Below are 19,720 nucleotides of genomic sequence, written 5' to 3'. Positions count from 1 at the left end.
AAACGGTCGGCAGCGGCCTACGGCAGCACCGGCCCCCAAGCCGGCTGCTCGGCCACCTCGCCTCGAGGGGTGATCCGGCGGAACTCCTGGCCGCCCACCCGGAACACGTACACCGCCTTTTCGCCTTCCCGGTTCGAGGTCACCGCCAGAAACCGGCCGTCGGGGGACCAGGAGGGATCGTAGGTGTCCCGGGGCCCAAACGTCAACTGCCGGGTTTCCCGACCCTGGGGGTCCACCAGGAACACCTGGAACACCCCCCGCTCGTCCTTGCCCGTGTACGCGATCCAATCCCCCCGGGGGGACCAGTCGGGGTCGCCGTTGTGGGTGCCCGCGAAGGTGAGGCGCCGCACGTCGCCCCCGTCCCGGTTCATGACGAAGATATGGGGGTTCCCCATGCGGTCCGACACGAACGCGATCTGCCTTCCGTCGGGAGACCACGCCGGCGCCACGTCGATGGCCCGGCTCCGGGTCAGCCGCACCAGCCGGTGGGAGGCCTTGTCCATACGATAGATCTCGGGGTTTCCCTTGTCCGACAGGGTGACGAGGATCTCCTTGCCGTCCGGGGAGTCCTTTCCCCCCAGATCGATTCCCTCCCGCCGGGAGACCACCCAGGAGCGTCCCAGGGAGAGGTCCAGCAGGTACAGGTCCGGCCCCCCCAGGACGTAGGAGGTGTAGTACAGGTACTTGCCGTCCCGGGCCCACGAGGGGTTGAGGTTCAGGGACCCGGTTCGGGTGAGCCGCACCGGCCCGGCCCCGTCCATGTCCACCAGGGCCAGTTCCTTGGCCCGTCCGGCCCCCGCCACGTAGGCGATCCGGGTGCCGAACGGACCGGGGGTGCCGGTGAACTCCTCCAGCAGGGTGTTGGCGAACCGATGGGCCATGGACCGAACGGCCTCGGACGGCCCCTCGTAGTGGCGGCCCAGCAGAAACCGGCGGCGCAGCACGTCGTACGCCCACAGGTCCACCGCGACCCCGGTCTCCGCGGCCGCCACCCGTCCCTTCACCAGAAGCTCGGCGCCCACCGCCATCCAGTCGGCGAACCCGGCCGCGTCGGGCTGAAGGGGGGCCCGCTGGGGGTCCTCCAGGTAGGCCCGCGGATCCACCACGTCGAACAGGCCCGCGAACCCCAGATCCCAACGCAGGACTTCCGCCACGACCCGGTGGGGCTCGCCGGACACCCCCGCTTCCTTCCGCAAAACCGGGATCGCCACGGGGATCGGCCGCAGGGCGGGCGCGTTGATGTCGATGTACACCTTGGCCCGAGCCGGGAGGGCCAAGGCCACGACGAGCCCCAGCACCCCCCAGACGGACCCCTGCCGCAGTCGGGAAAACGCCGGCACCGTGAACACCGGTCCTTTCGAGGGGGATAAAAAAACCTAGCGAAATCAGACAATTTTACGCGTCGGCACCATAGTACAGGGGGCTACGGAAGTCAAGCGGGCCCGGGCTACGCGGCCTCGGCGGCCACGGCCCTTCCGAACGCAGCCGTGTCGAGCTCCTCGGCCCCCGGCACCTGGGGGGCCAGGTCGGGGGTCAACCGGCGGGCCGCCAGCACCCGGGTCACCGCCCCCTCGAGCCGGTCCGCCGCCTCCTCCCACCCCAGGTGCCGGAGCATCATCGCGCCCGACAGCATGAGGCTGCCCGGGTTGGCCCGGCCCTGCCCCGCAATGTCGGGGGCCGTTCCGTGGGTGGCCTCGAACACGGCGTACTCGTCCCCCAGGTTCGCCCCCGGGGCTAGGCCCAGCCCCCCCACCAGGGCCGCGGCCGCGTCCGACATGTAGTCGCCGTTCAGGTTCGACAACGCAAGCACGTCGTAGCGCTCGGGCCGCAGGATCAGCTCCTGGAACATCGCGTCCGCGATCCGGTCGTTCACCACCACCGCGCCCGGCGGGGTCACGCCGTCGTAGTCGGACCCGTGCTCCCGGCCCCGCAGCTCGGCCTCGGTGATCGTGTGCTCCGAGAACTCCCGGGCCGCCACCTCGTACCCCCAACGCCGAAACGCCCCCTCGGTGTACTTCATGATGTTGCCCTTGTGGACCAGGGTGACCGATCTGCGCCCCCGGTCCAAGGCGTACCGGATCGCCATCCGGATCAGCCGTTTGGACCCGGTGACGCTCATCGGCTTGATCCCCACCCCCGAGTCCTCGGGGATCGAGCAGGCCATCTCCTGGTTGAGGAACCGGATCACCCGCAGGGCCTCCGGCGTGCCCTCCTGCCACTCGTACCCGGCGTACACGTCCTCGGTGTTCTCCCGGAAGAGCACCAGGTCCACCCGCTCCGGGTGGCGCATGGGGGAGGGAACCCCGGGGTAGTACCGCACCGGCCGCACGCAGGCGTACAGATCGAGGATCTTGCGCAGGGCCACGTTCAGGCTGCGGATGCCGCCGCCCACCGGCGTCTCGAGGGGGCCCTTGAGGGCCACCCGGGCCCGGCGGATCGCCGCCAGGGTCGGCTCCGGCAGGGGGGAGCCGTGCTCCGCCATGGCCCGCTTGCCGGCCCACGCCTCGGTCCACCGGATGGCCCGGCCCCCGCCGTAGGCCCCCCGCACCGCGGCGTCGACGGCCTCGATGGCCGGGAACATCACCTCGGGGCCGATCCCGTCGCCCGGGATGAAGACCACCTCGGGCCGGTCGGGGACGCTCATGCCCCCCTCCCCCGGGCCTCGATGGGCTCGTACACGCACCCCTGGGGGCCGCAGTACTCGCCCACGTACTCGGCCTTGGGCCGGTACAGGGCCGGTTTGTCCTGGGCCTCGGCGAACTTCTCCTCGATCACGTGGGCGCACCACCCCGCCACCCGCCCCAGCGCGAACACGGGGGTGAACAGGTCGGGGTCGATTCCCAGCTGGTGGTACACCGGGGCGGAGTAGAAATCCACGTTGGGGTAGATCTCGGCCCCCTTGCGGGCCCGGAACTCCCGCTGGGTGACCTCGCAGACCCGCTCCGCGATGTCGAGCCAGTGGCGGTCGCTCGTGCGCTCGGCCAGGCCGAGGGCCATCTCCTTCAGGATCCGGGCCCGGGGGTCCAGGGTCTTGTACACGGCGTGACCCATGCCCATGACCCGGTCCCCCGCGTTGAGCCGGGCCGTGACGTAGGCCTCCACCCGGTCCACCGTTCCGATCTCCCGGAGCATGGCCATCACCCGGGTGTTCGCCCCGCCGTGGAGCTCACCGGACAGGGCCCCGATCGCCGCCCCCACCGCAGCGTAGAGGTGGGCCCGGGTGCTGGCCACCTCGCGGGCGGCGAAGGTGCTGGCGTTGAAGGTGTGGTCCGCGTGCAGCAGCAGGCACACGTCGAACAGACGGGCCGCCTCCGGGTCGGGCACCCGTCCGGTGAGCTGGTGGAGGAAGTGGGCCGCGTGCCCCAGGTCGTCCCGCGGCTCGGGCACCGGCTCGCCGGCGCGGATCCGTGCCCAGGCCGCCACCACCCCGGGCAGCCGCGCCGTGAGGCGTTCGGCCTGGGCCCGCACCTCCTGCGGATCGGAACCCCCCAGATCCGGGTCGTGGTCGGCCAGGAACGCCACCGCCCCCTGGAGCACGTCCATGGCCGTGGCCGTGGCCGGCCGGAGCCGAAGGCTCTCCAACACCTCGGCCGGCACGGCCCGGGCCGTACGCAGCCGGCGCTCGAAGGCCTCCAGCTCGGCCGCGGTGGGCAGGTGGCCGTGGATCAGCAGGTGGGCCACCTCCTCGTAGGTGCTGTGCCGGGCCAGATCCTCGATCCGGTACCCCCGGTAGATCAGGATGCCCTGGGTTCCGTCGATGAAGCTGACCTTGGTGTCGGCCACGGTGATGCCCCGCAGCCCCACGTTCTTCACCCTTGGGTAACAGACCGGTTCCGGCGCCATGGGGGTTCCTCCAGGTCGGCAGGGGGGAAGGTCCCTCCCCAGCCTACCCGGCGCCGGAGGCCTGTCAAAGAACCCGGTCCGCCCTCCGGTTCACGAACCCGCCCCCCCGGGACACCTCGGCCCAAAACACCCGGCTGCCCCTGAGAAGGGCGGCCCCCACGGCCACGTACACGAACCCCAGCACCCCCCGGGGCAGGGGGCTGCGCCGGAGCCCGGCCCCCAGGGCCATCATGGCCGTGACGAACAGCCAGGTCCGCCACGACAGGAACCCTCCCAAGCACCGGCCGTCGCCCCGCGCCCGGATCCGAGCCGCGCTCCGACGGGCCGTCGGCTCCAGGGCCACCCGGGCCTTGAGCAGCCCCACCGCCAGGGCTGCCGGCAGCAGCGCCCACCCCCATGCACCCGCGACGCCGAAGGTCCACACGGCCCCTGCCGTGCCGAGCCCCACCCCGACCCCGGTCCACAGCAGCGCCGCCGCGAGCAGGTGGACCCGGGCCGGGGCCGCGGGTTTCCACCGCTCCCAGGCCGGAGTCCTCACCGTCCCGTCCACCGGGGATCCCGTTTCTCCAGGAACGCGCACATCCCTTCCTGGGCGTCGGCGGCCAAGGCGTTCAGGCTCATCACCTCCTTGGCGTAGGCGTAGGCCTGGGGCTGGGGCAGGTCGATCTGGTTGTAGAAAGCCTGCTTGCCGATGCCCAGGGTCAGGGGGCTGGCCTGCGTCACCTTGCGGGCCAGAGCCAGGGTCTCGTCGGCCAAACGGTCCGCCGGAACCACCCGGTTCACCAAGCCGAACAGCCGGGCCTCCTCGGCGTCCAGAAACTCACCGGTCAGGAGCATCTCCAGCGCCTTCTTCCGGCCCACGGCCCGGCTCAGCGCCACCATCGGGGTCGAGCAGAACAGCCCGATCTTCACCCCCGGGGTGGCGAAGCGGGCCCCCTCGGCGGCCACGGCCAGGTCGCAGGTGGCCACCAACTGGCAGCCGGCCGCCGTGGCCACGCCCTGGACCTGGGCGATCACCGGCTGGGGCAAGGCCTGGATCGCGTTCATCATGCGGGTGCAGGTGTCGAAGATCTCACGGTAGGCCTTCACGTCGCGCCCGGTCATCTCGGAGAGGTCATGGCCGGCGCAGAAGTGCTTGCCCGCCCCCCGGATCACGACCGCGCCCAGGTCCCGATCCTGCTCCAGCCGAGCCAGGAGATCGAGCACCTCGTTCATGAGCCGAAGGCTCAGCGCGTTGATCTGTTTGGGCCGGTTCAGGGTCAGCACCCCGACCCGGTCGCGGCGTTCGAACAGGATGGTCTCGTACTGCATGGTTGCCTCCTCAGGCTCGGGTCCTCGGAAAAACGGGGGGGGCGGCAGGCGGGATCACCCCTCCCAGACGAACCGGAACCGGCACGCGGCCGCGCCCTCCACGATGGTCCCCCGGCGCTCCAGGGTGAGCCCCGCATGGTAGCCCCGGGCGAAGGCCGCGTCCCGGCCGCACGACAGGGTCCGGGCCAGCGGCACCGACAACCCCATCGACCGGTAGAGGTCGGCGTACCGGCACCGGGTCACGGTGAACGCCAGAACCCCCTCCTCGAGCCGCACCTCCCGGACGTCCAGGGCATCCCCCTCCCGCCACCGATCGAGCACGGTGGCGAAGTGCTCGAGCGACGGTCCCCCCGGAGCCTGCCGGGCGAACTCCCTGCCGGCCGCCTCGGCCGCCCCCTCCACCGCCGCGGCCACCACGGCGAGGGCCCGGTCGGGGCCCACCTGGGGGCAGAGCACCCGGTACACCCGCAGCAGCATCTCGGCCTCGACCCGCCGCCGGGGCAGAAGCGGGATCACCCGTCCCATCAGGGTGCCTCCTTCGCCAGGGTGAGCGCGGGCCACCCGTCCTCCACCGCCCTCTCCTCCACGGCGAGACCCAGCGCCTCCACCACCCGATGCTCCTCGTCCGCCTGGAACCCGCTGACCACGAGCCGCCCCCCCGGCCGGAGGAGACGCCGCAGGTGGCCGGCAAGGGCTTCCAGCTGCCCGGCGACCACATTGGCCAGGATCAAGGGATACGCCCCGTCCACGAGGTCCAGCGAGAGGAGCAGCGGCCGCACCCGGCCGTCCAGCCCATTTCTCCGGGCGTTCCGGCGGCAGGCCGCGAACCCGAACGGATCGATGTCCAGCGCGTCCACCCGCCCCGCCCCCAGGGCGGCGGCGGCCAGGGCCAACACGCCCGTGCCGGTTCCCACGTCCAGCACCGGGGTGGGCACGCCGGCCCCGGCGGCCATGGCCTCCACGACCCGCAGACAAAGCCGGGTGGTGGGGTGATCCCCGGCGCCGAAGGCCATGCCGGGGTCGATCCGCAACACGGTCCCCCGGGCCTCCGGCGGGGGGCTCGCCCAGGCCGGCACCAGCCACACGCGGGCGCTCACGGCCACCGGCTCCAGCGCCCCTCGCCAGTAGGGGGTCCAGTTCTCCTCCTCCAGGTCCTCCCCTTCGGGGGGAGCCGGGGCGCCCGGCGTCACCTCCCAGTAGATGCGCAGAAAGGTCCGGCCGGGGATCCCCGCTCCCCACGAGGTCACGGCACCGACCGCACCGGCCCGGGCCGCGGCCTCCCAGCAGGCACGGGCCTCCCCGGGGCCGGCCGGCACCTCCTGCACGCGCCATCGGGTTCTCGTCAGCATGGCCGCAGTATAGAGCCGCCCCTCTGGGGATGCCAGCGGCCGGGCTTTCCTTGTAACTTCCGCTAGGACGCTAGGATGCATGAAAACCTACTTGATTCCCGAGTGTTCCAAGTATGGCCCCGCCTCTTTGGCGCCACCTCACGGTCTCGGGGGGCATGGGGTCCAGGGGCCAGAATTCAGAATCGGTGGACAGGGAGAAAGCTCTTCGGTGCCCCGAGAGGATCCCCCGGGAACCCAGACTGCTTTTCAGGATTTCCTGTCTCCTGTCCGCTGAACTCCGGTTCCTGAAACCCATGCCCCGCCGCCGGCAACGGCCCCCGACCAACGCACGTTACCCTTCTCCGTTGTAGGGTCGCGCAGCGGCCGAAGGGGGCTTCCTTGAAGGCCCGGAAAAGGGCGTGCTATAAGGCTCTTTTCCCACGGAGGAACCCTGATGAAGCGCGTCTTGTCCTTCCTCATGGCCGTCTGTGTGGCCGGCGCCGTGGCCCCCCGGACGGGGCGGTGCGAACGATCGGTCTTTCTCAGTTTCTCCACGCTCAAGCTCGGCAGCGCCTCCCGGATCCACGCCATCGGGGTGGACGGGGCGAACCGGGTCTGGTTCGCGGCCGACACGGGGGTGGCGGCGCTCGTGGGGGATCGGCTGGCGTCGTTCTTTCCCCTGAACAAGAACTCGGACGGCCTCCTCGACGACGCGGCCCGGGCGGTGGCGTTCGGCGCCCTGGAGGAAGGGGAGAACTTCTTCCTCGGGTTCAACGGGGCTTCGCAAGACACCCGGGGCATCCAGTACGGCCGGGTCCTGTCCGAGACGGGATTGAGCCCGAAACCCCCGTCCTCCCTGGACACGGGAGGCCTGGGCGTCCTGGACCTCGCCTCGGACGGCAGCACCCTGTGGGCCGCGACCCCCTCCGGGGTCCGATCGTGGGCCCTGGGCGGGGGCGCACCCCAGCCGAACACCACCGTTTATCAAGAAGACGACGAGATCACCCGCCTGGCATTGGCCCCCTGGGCCGACGACCCCGCCGTGGTGTTCTTCGATTCGGGAGACGCCCGCCTGTACCTGGTCCGGCTCGGCGACCCGTCGGCCACCCGCCTGGTGGACCCTACCCTCTCGGCGCTGGGAGGCATGGCGTTCTCCCGTCTCACGGGCGACCTGTGGGTCGTGGGAACCCCGAGCAGCGGCACGGCGGATCTCCTGCGATACCCCGCCCAGACCCTGCAGGGTTCCGATCCGGCGGGCTCGCAGCCGGACGGTTTTTCGTTCCCCGTGAACCGAACCCTCCGGGACGTGGCGGTGGATCCGTTCGACGGCACGGTGTGGGTGGCCACGGACCAGGGGGCATACTTCCAGACCCCGGGGCCGGACGGCTCCCTGCAGGGCACCGAGTGCTCGGAAACGGACCTCCCGGGCCAGGGGTGCTGGGCCCAGGAGGAGTCCTCCCGGTTCGACCGGGTGGACCGGATCACGGTGGACCCCTCGGGCAACGTCTGGATGGGCACGGACGAGGGGGTGAGGGGCATCCTGGTGCGGCTGCTTACGATCTCGGCCACCCGCTTCGTGGGCGAGGACGCCCGGGCCGTCGTGACCCTCGAGGACCTGCCGGGGTTCGAGGGAAACGGGGTCCCGGACGAGGTGACGACCCTCGAGGTCACGGTGGGGTCCACCGCGCGGCAACTGGAGGTGGCCGAGGACGGGGACACGGGGCGGTTCACCCTGACCTTCGGGTTCACCCTGGGCGAGTCCACGTCGGACACGGTGTTCCCGGTCCAGAGCACGGCCGACGGCGTCCCCGTCGCCGTCTCCTACACGTTCACCGACGCGCTGGGCGTCGAGCGAACGCTGGCGGTGTCGGCCTCGTGGGCGAACATTGAGAAGTTCGAGGACGACCTGTGGATCGGGGGCCCATGTTTCCTGGGGGTACTGGGCCGGTGAGGCTCCGGTGGGCCGGCTGGCTCACGGCGCTCGCGCTGGCGGTGTCGGCCGCGGCCGCGGAGGAGGCGCCCCCGGCGCCGGGCACCACCATCCGGCTCCAACGCACCCTGTCGGTGGAACGCAGGGGCAACCGGTCGGTGTTCTCCGAGACCCGGAGGATCCGGCCGGGGGAGAGCCTCTGGAAGATCCTCCGCAAGGAGTACCGGGTGGACCCGGAGGCCATGGCCGCCTTCGTGGCCGCCTTCCGGGAGCTCAACCCCGGCGTGGACCCCGACCGCCTCCGGCCGGGGCAGACCGTGAAGGTGCCGTTCAAGATCGAGGAGCGCATCCAAAGCGCCGAGAACGCGGCGGCGGCCGAGGCGTACACGGTCCGACCGGGGGACAGCGTCTGGAAGATCCTGAAGAGCCGCTACGGGGTGACCCGGGACCGGATGCCCCAGGCGCTGGCAGCGGTGGCCCGGGCGAACCCGCGCATCCGGGACCTCAACCGGTTGTACGTGGGCCAGCGCCTCCGGATCCCCCCCGACCTGGTCCGTGCCTCCGGGGCCCGGACCCCTCCCCCCTTCGAGGTCCCGGCGTTCCACGCCTCGATTCTCCGCACCCTCGAAGCCCTGGGGTGCCGGGTGACCGACACCGGCGAGACGTTTCTTCCCCTGGGCCGGGGCCGCACCCTGAGGCTGCCCGCGGCCGACTTCCCGCTGGTGACCGGCCCGTCGGGGAGGCGGGTGCTCCTGGATCCGGCCAGGCGCCTGGCCCCTGCCCTGGCCCGGGAGGTCGAGACGGCGTGGGGATACCGGGTGGTGCAGGGGGTGGATCCGGATCCCGAGACCCGGCTGGGGCGCCTGCTCCCTCTGCTGGGGTTCTACGAGATCACGGAAGGCGCGCGCACGGTGAGCCTCGGTGACGGGGCCGAGCTCCTCGTCCTGGCCCGCTGGAGCGTGGTTCCCCGGCCCGAGGACCTGTGGGAGGGGAAGATCTACGTGTTCCTCCGGGCCGGCGCCCGGGTCCCCCCGCCCCTGGCGGCCGAGCTCCGGCGGCTCGGCATGGAGATCCACCGACTCGGCCCCGCGCCTGCGGCCGCCTCTTCTCCCGCTGGCGAGCCCCTGAGGCCGGCCGTGCTCCCCATGGCCGACCGGGCCGCCGGGGCGGGCCGGCTGCTGTCGCTTCTCGGCGTGCCCCACCGGGTGCGGCCCGACCTGGATCTCTCCCTGGGGGGAGGGGTTCGGTACCGGGTGAGACCCGAGCTGTGGTTCCGGTGGGAAGGGCTCGAGTACTCGGTTCCTCCGGCCGGGGCCGCCCGGATCGAGGCCCTGCTGCGCCGGGCAGGGCAGTTCACGATGCCGTGGCCCCCTGGCGCCGCGCCCATCGCGGTGCTCCGGGACCTTCTGGCCCTGCTGGGGGTGGCCCACGTGCAGACCACGGTCGAGGTCCCCAAGGCCGACGCCGTGCGGCTCAGGGTGCCCGGCATCGTGTTGGACGACCCGCGGCTCACCGGCCGCGTCTACCCCGCCCGGGCGGCCGGCGAAAAGCTGTTCCTGGCCCAGGCCAGGCTGTCCCCGGACCTCTGGGCCCTCCTGCGGACCCAGGGGCTCCTTCCCTGGGTGATCGAGCCATGAGCGCCCCCGCCCGTTCCCCTTCCGCCATCGACCGCAAGATCGTCCCCGTCGCCCGGCTGCTGGTCGAACTGTCGAACCGCCGACGGGCAGGTCACACCGTGGTGTTCACCAACGGCTGCTTCGACATCCTGCACCCCGGCCACGTCCGGTACCTGGAGGCGGCCCGGGCCCTGGGGGACTGTCTGGTGGTGGGGCTGAACAGCGACGAGAGCGTGCGCAGGCTCAAAGGACCCCGCCGCCCGATCTGCACCCAGGACGAACGGGCCACGGTGCTCGCCGCTCTGGAGAGCGTGGACTTCGTCACGGTGTTCGACGAGGACACCCCGCTGCGCCTGATCGAGGCCGTGCGGCCGGACGTGCTCGTGAAGGGGGGGGACTGGGCCCCCGACCGGATCGTGGGCCGGGACGTGGTGGAATCCCACGGCGGCCGCGTGGTCACCATCCCGTTCGTGCCGGGCAAGTCCACCACCGGCATCGTCGAGCGGATCGTGGCGGCCTCCCCTCCGACGAAAGCCGGGGGGTGACCGCCGTCCAGAGCGGCCGAATCGGTTCGTTCTCTCCTTTCGGCTCCCTGGCTTCCTAGCCTTCCAGCCTTCTAGCCTTTTGGGCAGCGGATTTTCGCCCTCGCCGCCTTCTCGTCGAAGGCCTCGTTCGGGTGGTACCCGCGGTGGCAGCGCCGGCAGGTCGCAGGTGGCGGCACCCCCACGATGTTCCCGGCCCCCCGGTGCTTCGCACCCGGGCCGTGGCACGCCTCGCACCCCACGGCGGGTTCGGTGGATGCCCCCGTGCCCCGCACCACGCGGGTGGCGTGGCACCCCAGACACCGGGGGTCGGGCCTCTTTCCCCTGAGGGGGGTGTAGGCCCGGGCGTGGCGGGTGGACACCCACCATCGGTACACCTTGGGGTGACACCCCCGGCACCCGGCCGAGCCGGTGTGCGTGGCCGGCACTCGGCGCGGGCGGGTGCCAGTCGGCGGCTGGGGGCGGCCCGTCACCCGCCGCACCCAGGAGGCCACCTCCGGGATCTCGGCCACGTCGGGCGAGAGCGGCACGATCCGGTGGGTGAACCAGACCTTCGAGGTGCGGATGCGCTCCAGGGTGGCCCGGGCGGCCGCGGCCTGGCGGTTCCACGCGTTGAGCACGGCCCGGGCCGTGTCGGGGGGAGCCTTGCGGAGCCGGGCCTCGGCCGAGGCCAGCCGCGCCTTCCACACCCCCTCTTGACCGCGGTTCACCGGGGCGGACCGCTCCCGCAGGCTCGCGGCATCGGTCTCCAGCACACCCAGGAACCGGCCCCGGTCGCCGGCGTGGAGGATCACCGTGCCCCCCACCACCGGCGGCTCGGGCAGATACGGATAGGTCCCGCCCCCCACGATCAGCCGGATCCGGGGGAACCGCCGGGCCAGCTCCTTCTCCCGTTCGAGCCCCAGGTTCGACAGGAGCACCACCGCGTCCACGTCCTGGGCCCAGATCTCCGGAAGCACCCTGGCCAGGGTCTCGACCGGATCGGCCACCCGGATGCCCAGTCGCCGGTCCTGTTCGGGCTCGGGCCGGGTCACCCCCACCACCCCCACCCGCAGCCCCCCCCAGCGGACCTTCCGCCAGGCAGGGAACGGCCGCCGGCCGTCCCGGGTCTCCAGGTTCGCCGCAATCCAGGGCACCCCTTCGCCGGCGGCCAGGGCCTCCAGAAATCCGAGGCCCGCGGCCAGATCGAGGCGGCCGACGTTCGCGGCGGCCACCCCGGCGTACACCATCACCCGCGCGATCAGGGCCGCCCGCTCCCGCAGCGGGCGACCGGCCTGCCCGTCGGGCACCGGGAAGGTCCGGAACAGGGCGTCCCCCCCGTCCAGGTACAGCAGATCCAGCGTTTCCCGCAGGTCCTTGATCTTGGCGGCTCTTCGGGCCAGACCCCCGAACCGGCCGCTCTTTCACCCGCAGGGTTCGATCTCGCCACGCACCCCGGCCGTGTAGGCGAGCCCCAGCCGGGGCCCGGCCGCGGCCGCGGCGCCTCCCATCCCCCCCCCGACGAGGCACACCACCGCCGCCCCCCACACCCACCGCATCGCGGCCCGAGCCTGCTGCTTCATTTCGAGTTCCTCCGGAACAGGTTCACGAGTCCTTTCCCCCGACGTTTCTCCGCCGCCTGGTCCATCCGTCGGAGCTCCCGCAGGGCGTCGGTGTGGCGGGGATCCCGCCGCAGGGTCTCCTGGAAGCACCGGCGCGCCTCGTCCTGTCTCCCCTCCAGGGCCGCCAGGCGGCCCAGCCGAAACCACGGCTCCGGCGCCCCGGGCAGCAACTCGGCGGCCCGGCGGAACAGGTCCTTCGCCTCGGCCAGGGCTCCCTCCCGGCCCGACACGGCCTGGCGCAGCCGGGCGAGCCCGAGATGAAGCACGTACTCCCCCTCGTCCGGGTTCACGGATAGGGCTTCCTCGAAGGCCCGGGCCGCCTCGTCCCACTGCCTGCGACGCAGGAGGAGGCGCCCCTCCTGGAACCGGCCCTCGGCGGCGAGGATGTCGGATGCGTCCTTGGCCTCGGCCTCCCCCCCCTGCAGGAATCGCAGGTACTCCTCCCGCCGGGCCTCGGTCTTGATGGCGTCGTACGCGGTCTGGATCAGCCGGAAGATCTCGCCGTAGATTCCCCGCAGGGCCTGGGGCTCCCCCGGCGACAGCACGTCGGGGTGGTAGTCCTTGGCCTTTTGCAGGTAGGCCCGCCGAACCGCCTCGTCGTTGTCGGTGATCCCCACCCCCAACACCTGGAAGTAGTTTCGCCGCCGCAGGGCATCGAGCTCCTTCCGGGCCCGCCGGACCCGTTCGAACTCGGTCAGGTCCAGCCCCCCTCCCCCGGCCTCCGCCACTCCCAGGTAGCCGTAGACGAGCAGATAGTACAGGATCCGGACCTCGTTCTCCCCCTGGGCGTCCGCAAGGATCCGCCCAAGGGTCTCCCCGCTGCGGCGGCGCACCAGGTGGAGGAACTGCAGGTGGTCGCGCTCCAGGCTGACCCGGGCGGCCAGGTCGAACAGGTCTCCCCGCAGCCCCATGGGCAGGGTTTCGTAGGGGGCCAGGGCGGCCGTGATCCGATCGAAGGGGTACACCTCCAGGACCCCCTCCCACACCAGACGATCCACCTCGAACGGCGGGCCCGGGATCTCGGCGGGTGGAGGCCGGAACGGGCCGATCCGGAACTCCCCTTCTGTCCACGAAAACACGTCGAGGCATTTCTGCCACAGGTTCTGCCGGAGGGCGCTGTGGAGCGCGTCGGGGTGCAGCACGCCCTCCGCCACCAGGTACTCCCCCATCCGGCGCCCCTGCTCCTTCATGGCCACCAGGCCGTCCCGGTAGGTGTCCTCGTCGATCACCCCTTCGGCCAGGAGGAATCGGCTCAGGGTGTCGGTCAGGCGGTTCGACAACGCGAACACCACCCTGCCGTCCCGGAAGAACAGAGTCTTCCGGACGCGGCCCGCCCTCAGGTCGAGGCACACCGTCCGGTCCGCCCGGCCGAGGTTGCGCAGGACCACCGGCAACTCCACCGCCGCCAGGCTCCCGTCCCGGGCCGGCGCCTTTGCGCCGCCGAACAGGGGTTCCACCTGGGTCTGCCCTTCCGGCGGAATCAGCACCTGCCGCAACCGGGTCCTCACCGTGGGCAGATGGAACGGCTTCCGGAAGAAATCCAAAGCACCCAGCTCCCCCACGGCCTCCGTGCGCGCGTCCCCTTCCCGGAACACCGCACTCATCACGATGACCGCCGCCTCCCGCCCGCCGCGCAGCTCCCGGATGCGGCGGAGGAGCGCCATGCCTCCTTTGCGCGGAAGCAGGAGGTCCAGGAGCACCAGGTCCGGCCCCACCTCCAGGAACCGCTGGTATCCCTCCTCGTCCGTGGAAGCGGTCACCGTGTCCACCTCGACCCCTTCGAGATCGGCCACCATCTCGATCAGGAGCTCCCGGGTGCCCGGATCGTCGTCCACGATGAGCACTCGTTTCCGCATGTGTCGCCCCTTCCCAGCAACTTCGGTCGTTGGTCGTCAGTCGTTGGTCGTCGGTCGAAAGCTCGTCTCGACACCGGAGCCGGGGGGCAAGGGGCCTGGTGGAGCGCTGGGCGTGGCTCCTACAGTCGCTGCATCCGGTGCTCAGCCGATGCTCGCCTCCCCCAGGGACCCTGAAAACGTTCGCGCAGATCGATCCGCCACTGAACCTTTGCAACCCGGGCTGGGCGCCGGATGCAGCGTGAGCCGGATTCTGCACTCACGCACGGCCGGAACCAGGCCCCTTGCCCCCTCGCGGCAACGCCCCGGACCGACGAGAGGTACCCTTCCCCGGTGCCCGGCTCCGCAGGGGCCTGAGAGACTTCCAGATAACTTCCGCTAGGACGCTGGGAGGCTTGAAAACATCCCGGATTCCCCTGCGTTCTAGGCATTACCATGCCTCTTCGCCTCCACCTCATGGTCTGGGGGGCATGGGGTCTCATACCAAGTTGCATTCAAAGCTATGGCCCCCCTGCTCAGAAGGGCAAGGGACCTGCCGGAGAGCCGGGCGCGGCCCCTTGGCTCGCCGCGCAGCGCCTCCGACGTCTGGACTGCGAGAGGGTGCGGATTCCAACGGGTTGCCATGAAGCCAGTTCCCCCACCCCGTGCCTGCGCGGCGAATCTCAATGTCTGCCTTCGCGCCCGGCCGGAGGCAGGTCCCTTGCCCCACCCCCGGGTACGTATCCGATGGATGGCAACTTGGTATCAATGCCCGGCTTCGGCGCGGCCGGGAGCAGGCGCGCCCATCCGGTCGCCGGCTCCTCCCTACCCATCGGCACCCATGACCCTTTCGTATACCCCCCGGATCCGGGTTCGCCACTCAGCTACCTCCCGCTCCAAGGACCGGGGATCCGGATACCCCAAGCCCCGGGCCAGCTCCGCCATCCGCTCCGGCGAGCTAGGCAACACGTCGGTGGGCCGCTCCGAGAGGATCCGGAGCCGCGCCTCCACCCGGCGAAGGTACCGATACCCCTCCTCCCAGATCGAGCCGTCGGCCCCGCCCAGGGCCCCGCCGGCCCGCAGCGCCCCCAGGGCCGTCAGGGTGGCGGGGCTGCGGGCCGCCTCGATGCGCCAGCCGTGCAGCAACTGCAGGGCCTGCACCCCGAACTCCACGTCCACCAGCCCCCCGGGGCCCGCCTTCAGGTCCAGGCGACCCCGCTCTTCCCGGGCCACCTCGCGCTCGATCCGCTCCCGCATGGCCGCGATCTCGGGTCGCGGGTCCTGGACCGGTGGACCGCCATAGAGCACCTCGTCCGCCACCGCCCGGACCCGCTGCCCCAGAACCCCGTCCCCCGCCACCGGCCGCAGCCGGATCAGGGCCTGTCTCTCCCAGGTCTGGCTCTGCTCGCGATGGTAGGCCGCGAACGCCTCCAGGGAGGCCACCAGGGGACCGGCGTTTCCCGACGGCCGCAGTCGGGCGTCCATCCGGAAGGCCACTCCCTCCCGGGTCCGGGTGGCCAGGGCGCTGATCAGCCGCTGGGCGACCCGGGCGAAGTACTCGGCGTTGCCCAACGCTCTCCCCGCCCCGCCGGTCGTCTCGCCCGCCCCCTCGTACACGAAGATCACGTCCAGGTCCGAGTGGTAGTCGATCTCCTCCCCCCCCAGCTTCCCCATGCCGAGCACCGCGAACCGGGCGGGCCGGCCGTCGGGAAGCCGGGGCTCCCCGTGGCGCTCCCGCAGCCTCGACTCGGCGTGGGCCAGGGCCGCTCCCAGGCACGCCTCGGCCACCCGGGTGATCTGCCGGGTCACCTGCTCCGGCGCCAGCCCCCCCCAGAGGTCGTGCAGCGCGATCCGCAGGAACTGGGCGTTGCGGAACCGGCGCAGCACGTCCAGAACGGCCTCGTCGTCCTCCTGGCCGGCCAGGGCCTCGTCCAGCTCGGCCGAGAGCTCCTCCAGGGACAGCTCGGTGGCGGCGCCGGGGCCCAGCACCAGCTCGTCCAAGAGCTCCGGGTGGGACACCAGGTACCGCGACAGGAACTGGCTCGTGCCGAACAGCTGCACCAGCAGACGCGCCGTGGCCGGGTTCTCCTCCAGAAGCGCCAGGTACGACGAGCGGGCCCCCGAGCCGGCCAGGAACTCCGCCAGGTACTCCAGGGCCCGGTCCGGGTCCGGGCACCGCCGCACCTCTCCCAGCAACCGGGGCCCGATCCGACCCAGGATGCGCCGGCTGCGGGGAGAGGGAGGGGCCTTCGCCCCCGTGCCCCGGAGCCGCTCCAGCCCCTCCCAGGCCCGCGTCGGATTGCGAAACCCTGCCGCCTGGAGCCGGGGCAGGGCCTCCTCCCGACCGGTCAGGCCGAGCAAGGCGCGGGCCTCGGCGTCGTCGCTTCCCCCCCACTCCCGGTCGGCCCCGTGCATCAGACGGCCGTACTCGCCGTGGACCTCGGTCCGGACCTCCTCGAGCGCCTCCATGAGGGCGGCCACGGGCTCTTCCCCCCCGAACCCCATCCGACGGGCCACCGTCTCAAGCTCCTCGTGGGAGCTGGGAAGCCGGTGGGTCTGCCGGAACCGCAGGGCCTGCACCGCGTGCTCTAGGCTCCGGAGGAAGCGGTAGCATCCCCCCAGCCGGGTCGCGGTCTCCGCGGAGATCACACCGGCCCCGGCCAATCGGGCCAGGGCCTCCAGGGTGTTCGCGGTGCGCACCGCCGGGGTGCGCCCGCCGTGGATCAGCTGGAAGGTCTGGACGAAGAACTCCACCTCCCGGATCCCGCCCCGGCCCAGCTTGAGGTCCTGCTGGCCCCCGAACCGCCGGGCTGCGCTCTGGTCGATCCGGGCCTTCATCTCCTTGAGGTCCTCCACGGTGGTGTAGTCGAGGCTCCGGCGGTACACGAACGGCTCCACCTCCCGCAGAAACGCCTCGCCCAACGCCCGGTTGCCCGCCACGGGCCGGGCCCGCATCAGTGCCGCCCGCTCCCACGTCTGGCCCCACGACTGGTAGTAGAGGACCGCGTTCTCCACCGAGTGGGCCGCGGCCCCGCTGCGTCCCTCCGGCCGCAGGCCCAGATCCACCCGGAACACCCACCCCTCGGGGGTGACCCTTCCCAGCAACTCCACCACCCGGCCCACCACCCGGGTGAAAAACGCCTCGGCAGACTCCCCTCCCCGCGTCTCCCGGCCGTCGTAAAGGAACACCAGATCCACGTCGGAGCTGAGGTTCAGCTCCCTGCCCCCCAGCTTCCCCATCCCCAGCACCACCACGGACGACGGCGGCCCCTCGGCCCCGCCCGCCTCGACCCAGGCCCGTTCCAGGGCGGCCTCCACCGCGGCCTCGGCGAACGCGCTCACCTCGCCGGCCGTCTCCTCCACCGGGGCCAGGCCGGCGGCCTCCCGCGCCACGATGCGCAGCATCTCCCGGGCCCGGGCCCTCCGAAGCTCCACCTCCGGGTGGGGGGTCGTTCCCAGCCGAGGCCGCAGCCGACGACGGTAGTCGTCCACGCCCAGGACCTTGCCGAGATCCTCCTCGAGCAGGCGCTCGGCCAAGGCCGGGGTGCGGGCCAGCCACCGTGCCACCTCGGGGCTCGCCCCCACCGCCGCATCGAGGGCCGTGCGCGGCGCGGCGGGCCAGGCGTCCACCCGCAGGCCGGCCCGCTCCAGCACGTCCCGCGCCTGCGCGGCCCATCGGGCGTTCGCCGGCACCACCGGCCGCGCCGGGGCCGGATCGGGAAAACTCATGTTGTTGGAATCTCCTGCCGATTTCTGGATATGATGTTTTTTTCGGTGTCCCGGCCATCGCCAGACTAGCCGCGGGCCCCGGTTTCGGTCAACGGAGTTGCGCCTACCGCCATGCCCCTCACCCCCGAGAACCTTTCGTTTGAATGGGTCGGACCGCCGTGCGAGGATCTTCTCGCGGATCTCGCGGCGGCGGACTTCGCCGGGGAGGGCCCCTCCCCTTCGCTGGTGCTGGTGACCGAGCACGGGCCGGCGGTGCGCGAGCGGGTGCGGGAGGCCTGTGCCCGTTACCCCGAGGCGCTGGTGGTGGCCGTGGGCCGATCGGGCGCTCCCCATACCGCCGCCGCGCTGGCCGCCGGGGCCCACGAGGTGCTCGACCCGTCGGAGCCTCCCCTCCTGCGGGGAGCCCGCCTCCGGGGCCTGGCCGAACGGGTGCGGCTGCGCCAGCTGCTGCGGGAGCAACAGGAGGCGAGCGGGGCCCAGCTGGCGGCCTACATGGCCCAGCTCCAGGCCAGCCAGGAGAACCTCAGGGAGCTCTACGACGAGCTCGAGGAACACACCCGCTGCCTCCACGCCCTGGTCGAGGCCCAAAGGGTGTTCGTACGCAGCCAGGTGCCCCAGGAGATCCGGGACCATCTGGCCCAGGCCCTCGGCACCGTGTTGCCGGGTGCGCGCAGCGGGTTTCGGCCCGGCAACGCCGGCCCCTCGTTCGAGCCGGACCCCGGCGCCTGGGTGGAGGCCCGCCTCCCCGTGGGAGATCCCGAGCCGGGCTCGTGCCACCTGTGGGTGCGGGCTCCCGAAGGCCGCACGTTCGGGCCCCGCGAGAAGGGTTTGGTCGAGCTGTTCGTGGCCCAGGGGCAGGAAGCCCTGCGCCGAAGCCGGCTGTACCAAGCCCTCAGCGTGGGCAAGGACGAGTGGGAGCGCACCTTCGACGCCATCCCCGACACCATTGCCATCGTGGATCGGAAGTTTCGGATCCGCCGGGCCAACCGGGCCCTGGCCCGGTTGGCCGGGGTGCACCCCCGGGAGCTGATCGGCAGACCCTGCCACGAGGTGCTCCACGCAGACCCCGCACCTTGCGGCGAGTGCCCCGTGCCCGAGGTGTTCGAGCGGGGGGACGGCACGGTGGCGGAACGGGAGATCCGGCGGGGCGGGCGGCTGTTCATGTTCCGGGCCTGCCCGTTGGTGGACCCCGAGGGCCGCATCACGGCGGCCGTGGCGTACGCCCGCGACGTCACGCGGGAGCGGGAGCTGGCCCGGGCCGTGGAGCGGCACGAGAAGCTGATCACCCTGGGCCAGGTCGCGGCCGGCATCGCCCACGAGATCAACAACCCCCTGACCGCGGTCTCCTCCTACGCCCAGCTGCTGGAGATGCGGCTCCAGACGCCCCGGGACGTGGAGGGCGCCCGCAGGATCCGCCAGGGGGTGGACCGCATCCACCGGCTCGTGCGCAACCTCATGAGCTTCGTACGCCCGCGCGACGACGGGCTCTACCCGATCGACCTCAACCAAGTGGTCCACGGGGCCCTGTCGTTCGCCCGGTACGACCTCACCCGGGACGGGGTCCACCTGGTCGAGGACCTGGCGCCCGACCTCCCCCGGGTCCTGGGAAACCACGAGGAGCTGGAGCAGGTTATGCTGAACCTGCTCACGAACGCCCGGGACGCGGTGGCCGGCAAGGGCACCGTCGTGGCCCGCACCGGGGCCGACGCGCACGGGGTGTGGTTCGAGGTGGAGGACGACGGGCCGGGGATCCGGCCCGAGGACCGGGACCGGATCTTCGAGCCGTTCTTCACCACGAAACCGCCGGGCAAGGGAACCGGCCTGGGCCTGTTCGTGGCCCTGGGCATCGTGCGGCGGCACGGGGGCGAGCTGCTCCTGGAGCCCCGATCCCCCCGGGGCACCCGGGCCCGGGTGCGCCTGCCGGTGTTCCGCACCCAAGGCGACGAGGCCGAGACGACCGAAGATCCAGCATCCCCCTGAGGGGCAAC

15 protein-coding genes are annotated in these 19,720 nt (G+C 72.2%); 4 read left to right on the top strand and 11 right to left on the bottom strand.

The features are described from left to right. Window positions 1-17: 17 nt before the first annotated feature. The 7 genes from tolB to DEFCA_RS19770 all read right to left on the bottom strand — a co-directional run bounded on the left by tolB (window position 18) and on the right by DEFCA_RS19770 (window position 6,479). Window positions 18-1,349, bottom strand: coding sequence for a Tol-Pal system beta propeller repeat protein TolB (gene tolB / locus DEFCA_RS0115970; protein ID WP_025324007.1), 1,332 nt, complete (start codon window positions 1,347-1,349; stop codon window positions 18-20). Window positions 1,350-1,447: 98 nt separating this feature from the next. After that, window positions 1,448-2,644 (bottom strand): NADP-dependent isocitrate dehydrogenase, encoded by a 1,197-nt coding sequence (gene icd / locus DEFCA_RS0115965; RefSeq protein ID WP_025324006.1) that lies wholly within the window; start codon window positions 2,642-2,644, stop codon window positions 1,448-1,450. After that, window positions 2,641-3,843 carry a citrate/2-methylcitrate synthase gene (locus DEFCA_RS0115960; protein WP_029734229.1) on the bottom strand — a complete coding sequence of 401 codons (1,203 nt, stop codon included), beginning with the start codon at window positions 3,841-3,843 and terminating at the stop codon, window positions 2,641-2,643. The genes icd and DEFCA_RS0115960 overlap by 4 nt, the downstream gene beginning before the upstream one ends. A gap of 64 nt (window positions 3,844-3,907) precedes the next feature. Then, a complete protein-coding gene (locus tag DEFCA_RS0115955) occupies window positions 3,908-4,381 on the bottom strand; it encodes a hypothetical protein (RefSeq protein ID WP_169709612.1) in 474 nt (157 codons plus the stop codon). Next, window positions 4,378-5,154, bottom strand: a complete 777-nt coding sequence (locus tag DEFCA_RS0115950; protein WP_025324003.1) for an enoyl-CoA hydratase — start codon at window positions 5,152-5,154, stop codon at window positions 4,378-4,380. Before DEFCA_RS0115950 ends, DEFCA_RS0115955 begins: the two co-directional genes overlap by 4 nt. A 54-nt stretch (window positions 5,155-5,208) precedes the next feature. Next, the gene (locus tag DEFCA_RS0115945) at window positions 5,209-5,679 is read right to left on the bottom strand and encodes an L-2-amino-thiazoline-4-carboxylic acid hydrolase (protein ID WP_025324002.1); all 471 of its coding nucleotides are present in this window, start codon (window positions 5,677-5,679) and stop codon (window positions 5,209-5,211) included. Beyond that, a complete protein-coding gene (locus DEFCA_RS19770; protein WP_025324001.1) occupies window positions 5,679-6,479 on the bottom strand; it encodes a 50S ribosomal protein L11 methyltransferase in 801 nt (266 codons plus the stop codon). The genes DEFCA_RS0115945 and DEFCA_RS19770 overlap by 1 nt, the downstream gene beginning before the upstream one ends. A 457-nt stretch (window positions 6,480-6,936) precedes the next feature. On the opposite strand from DEFCA_RS19770, the gene DEFCA_RS0115935 reads away from it, so the two are divergent. Genes DEFCA_RS0115935 through rfaE2 form a run of 3 tightly spaced genes read left to right on the top strand, consistent with a single transcriptional unit; the run spans window position 6,937 to window position 10,573 of the window. Beyond that, window positions 6,937-8,433, top strand: a complete 1,497-nt coding sequence (locus DEFCA_RS0115935) for a ligand-binding sensor domain-containing protein (RefSeq protein ID WP_025324000.1) — start codon at window positions 6,937-6,939, stop codon at window positions 8,431-8,433. Then, window positions 8,430-10,049 (top strand): LysM peptidoglycan-binding domain-containing protein, encoded by a 1,620-nt coding sequence (locus DEFCA_RS0115930; RefSeq protein WP_025323999.1) that lies wholly within the window; start codon window positions 8,430-8,432, stop codon window positions 10,047-10,049. Before DEFCA_RS0115935 ends, DEFCA_RS0115930 begins: the two co-directional genes overlap by 4 nt. Further along, the gene (gene rfaE2, locus DEFCA_RS0115925; RefSeq protein WP_025323998.1) at window positions 10,046-10,573 is read left to right on the top strand and encodes a D-glycero-beta-D-manno-heptose 1-phosphate adenylyltransferase; all 528 of its coding nucleotides are present in this window, start codon (window positions 10,046-10,048) and stop codon (window positions 10,571-10,573) included. The genes DEFCA_RS0115930 and rfaE2 overlap by 4 nt, the downstream gene beginning before the upstream one ends. A gap of 71 nt (window positions 10,574-10,644) precedes the next feature. Here the strand turns inward: rfaE2 and DEFCA_RS0115920 are convergent, their stop codons facing one another. The 4 genes from DEFCA_RS0115920 to glnE form a co-directional block, all read right to left on the bottom strand. After that, window positions 10,645-11,859: a multiheme c-type cytochrome gene (locus DEFCA_RS0115920; RefSeq protein WP_025323997.1), complete on the bottom strand. Its 1,215-nt coding sequence runs from the start codon at window positions 11,857-11,859 to the stop codon at window positions 10,645-10,647. A gap of 114 nt (window positions 11,860-11,973) precedes the next feature. Continuing rightward, entirely contained in the window at window positions 11,974-12,132 is a 159-nt protein-coding gene (locus DEFCA_RS22445; RefSeq protein ID WP_169709611.1) for a hypothetical protein, read from the bottom strand. Further along, window positions 12,129-14,027 carry a DUF4388 domain-containing protein gene (locus DEFCA_RS0115910; RefSeq protein ID WP_025323996.1) on the bottom strand — a complete coding sequence of 633 codons (1,899 nt, stop codon included), beginning with the start codon at window positions 14,025-14,027 and terminating at the stop codon, window positions 12,129-12,131. Before DEFCA_RS0115910 ends, DEFCA_RS22445 begins: the two co-directional genes overlap by 4 nt. 801 nt (window positions 14,028-14,828) lie before the next feature. Next, complete coding sequence (gene glnE, locus DEFCA_RS0115905) at window positions 14,829-17,732, bottom strand: bifunctional [glutamate--ammonia ligase]-adenylyl-L-tyrosine phosphorylase/[glutamate--ammonia-ligase] adenylyltransferase (RefSeq protein ID WP_051463275.1); 2,904 nt, start codon at window positions 17,730-17,732, stop codon at window positions 14,829-14,831. Window positions 17,733-17,843: 111 nt separating this feature from the next. Between glnE and DEFCA_RS22440 the strand changes: the two genes are divergently transcribed. Then, entirely contained in the window at window positions 17,844-19,712 is a 1,869-nt protein-coding gene (locus tag DEFCA_RS22440; RefSeq protein WP_025323995.1) for an ATP-binding protein, read from the top strand. Window positions 19,713-19,720 lie beyond the last annotated feature (8 nt).

This window comes from Deferrisoma camini S3R1 (assembly GCF_000526155.1).
Classification (GTDB): Bacteria; Desulfobacterota; Deferrisomatia; order Deferrisomatales; family Deferrisomataceae; genus Deferrisoma; species Deferrisoma camini.
Note: the sequence above shows the minus strand (reverse complement) of the source record. Positions and strands in the feature narration are given on the sequence as shown.

Bases quoted from the DNA above. Each gene is read 5' to 3' on its own strand.
- icd (WP_025324006.1), bottom strand. From the start codon at position 2,644: ATGAGCGTCCCCGACCGGCCCGAGGTGGTCTTCATCCCGGGCGACGGG.
- DEFCA_RS0115960 (WP_029734229.1), bottom strand. From the start codon at position 3,843: ATGGCGCCGGAACCGGTCTGTTACCCAAGGGTGAAGAACGTGGGGCTG.
- DEFCA_RS0115950 (WP_025324003.1), bottom strand. From the start codon at position 5,154: ATGCAGTACGAGACCATCCTGTTCGAACGCCGCGACCGGGTCGGGGTG.
- DEFCA_RS0115945 (WP_025324002.1), bottom strand. From the start codon at position 5,679: ATGGGACGGGTGATCCCGCTTCTGCCCCGGCGGCGGGTCGAGGCCGAG.
- DEFCA_RS0115935 (WP_025324000.1), top strand. From the start codon at position 6,937: ATGAAGCGCGTCTTGTCCTTCCTCATGGCCGTCTGTGTGGCCGGCGCC.
- rfaE2 (WP_025323998.1), top strand. From the start codon at position 10,046: ATGAGCGCCCCCGCCCGTTCCCCTTCCGCCATCGACCGCAAGATCGTC.
- DEFCA_RS22445 (WP_169709611.1), bottom strand. From the start codon at position 12,132: ATGAAGCAGCAGGCTCGGGCCGCGATGCGGTGGGTGTGGGGGGCGGCG.
- DEFCA_RS0115910 (WP_025323996.1), bottom strand. From the start codon at position 14,027: ATGCGGAAACGAGTGCTCATCGTGGACGACGATCCGGGCACCCGGGAG.
- glnE (WP_051463275.1), bottom strand. From the start codon at position 17,732: ATGAGTTTTCCCGATCCGGCCCCGGCGCGGCCGGTGGTGCCGGCGAAC.
- DEFCA_RS22440 (WP_025323995.1), top strand. From the start codon at position 17,844: ATGCCCCTCACCCCCGAGAACCTTTCGTTTGAATGGGTCGGACCGCCG.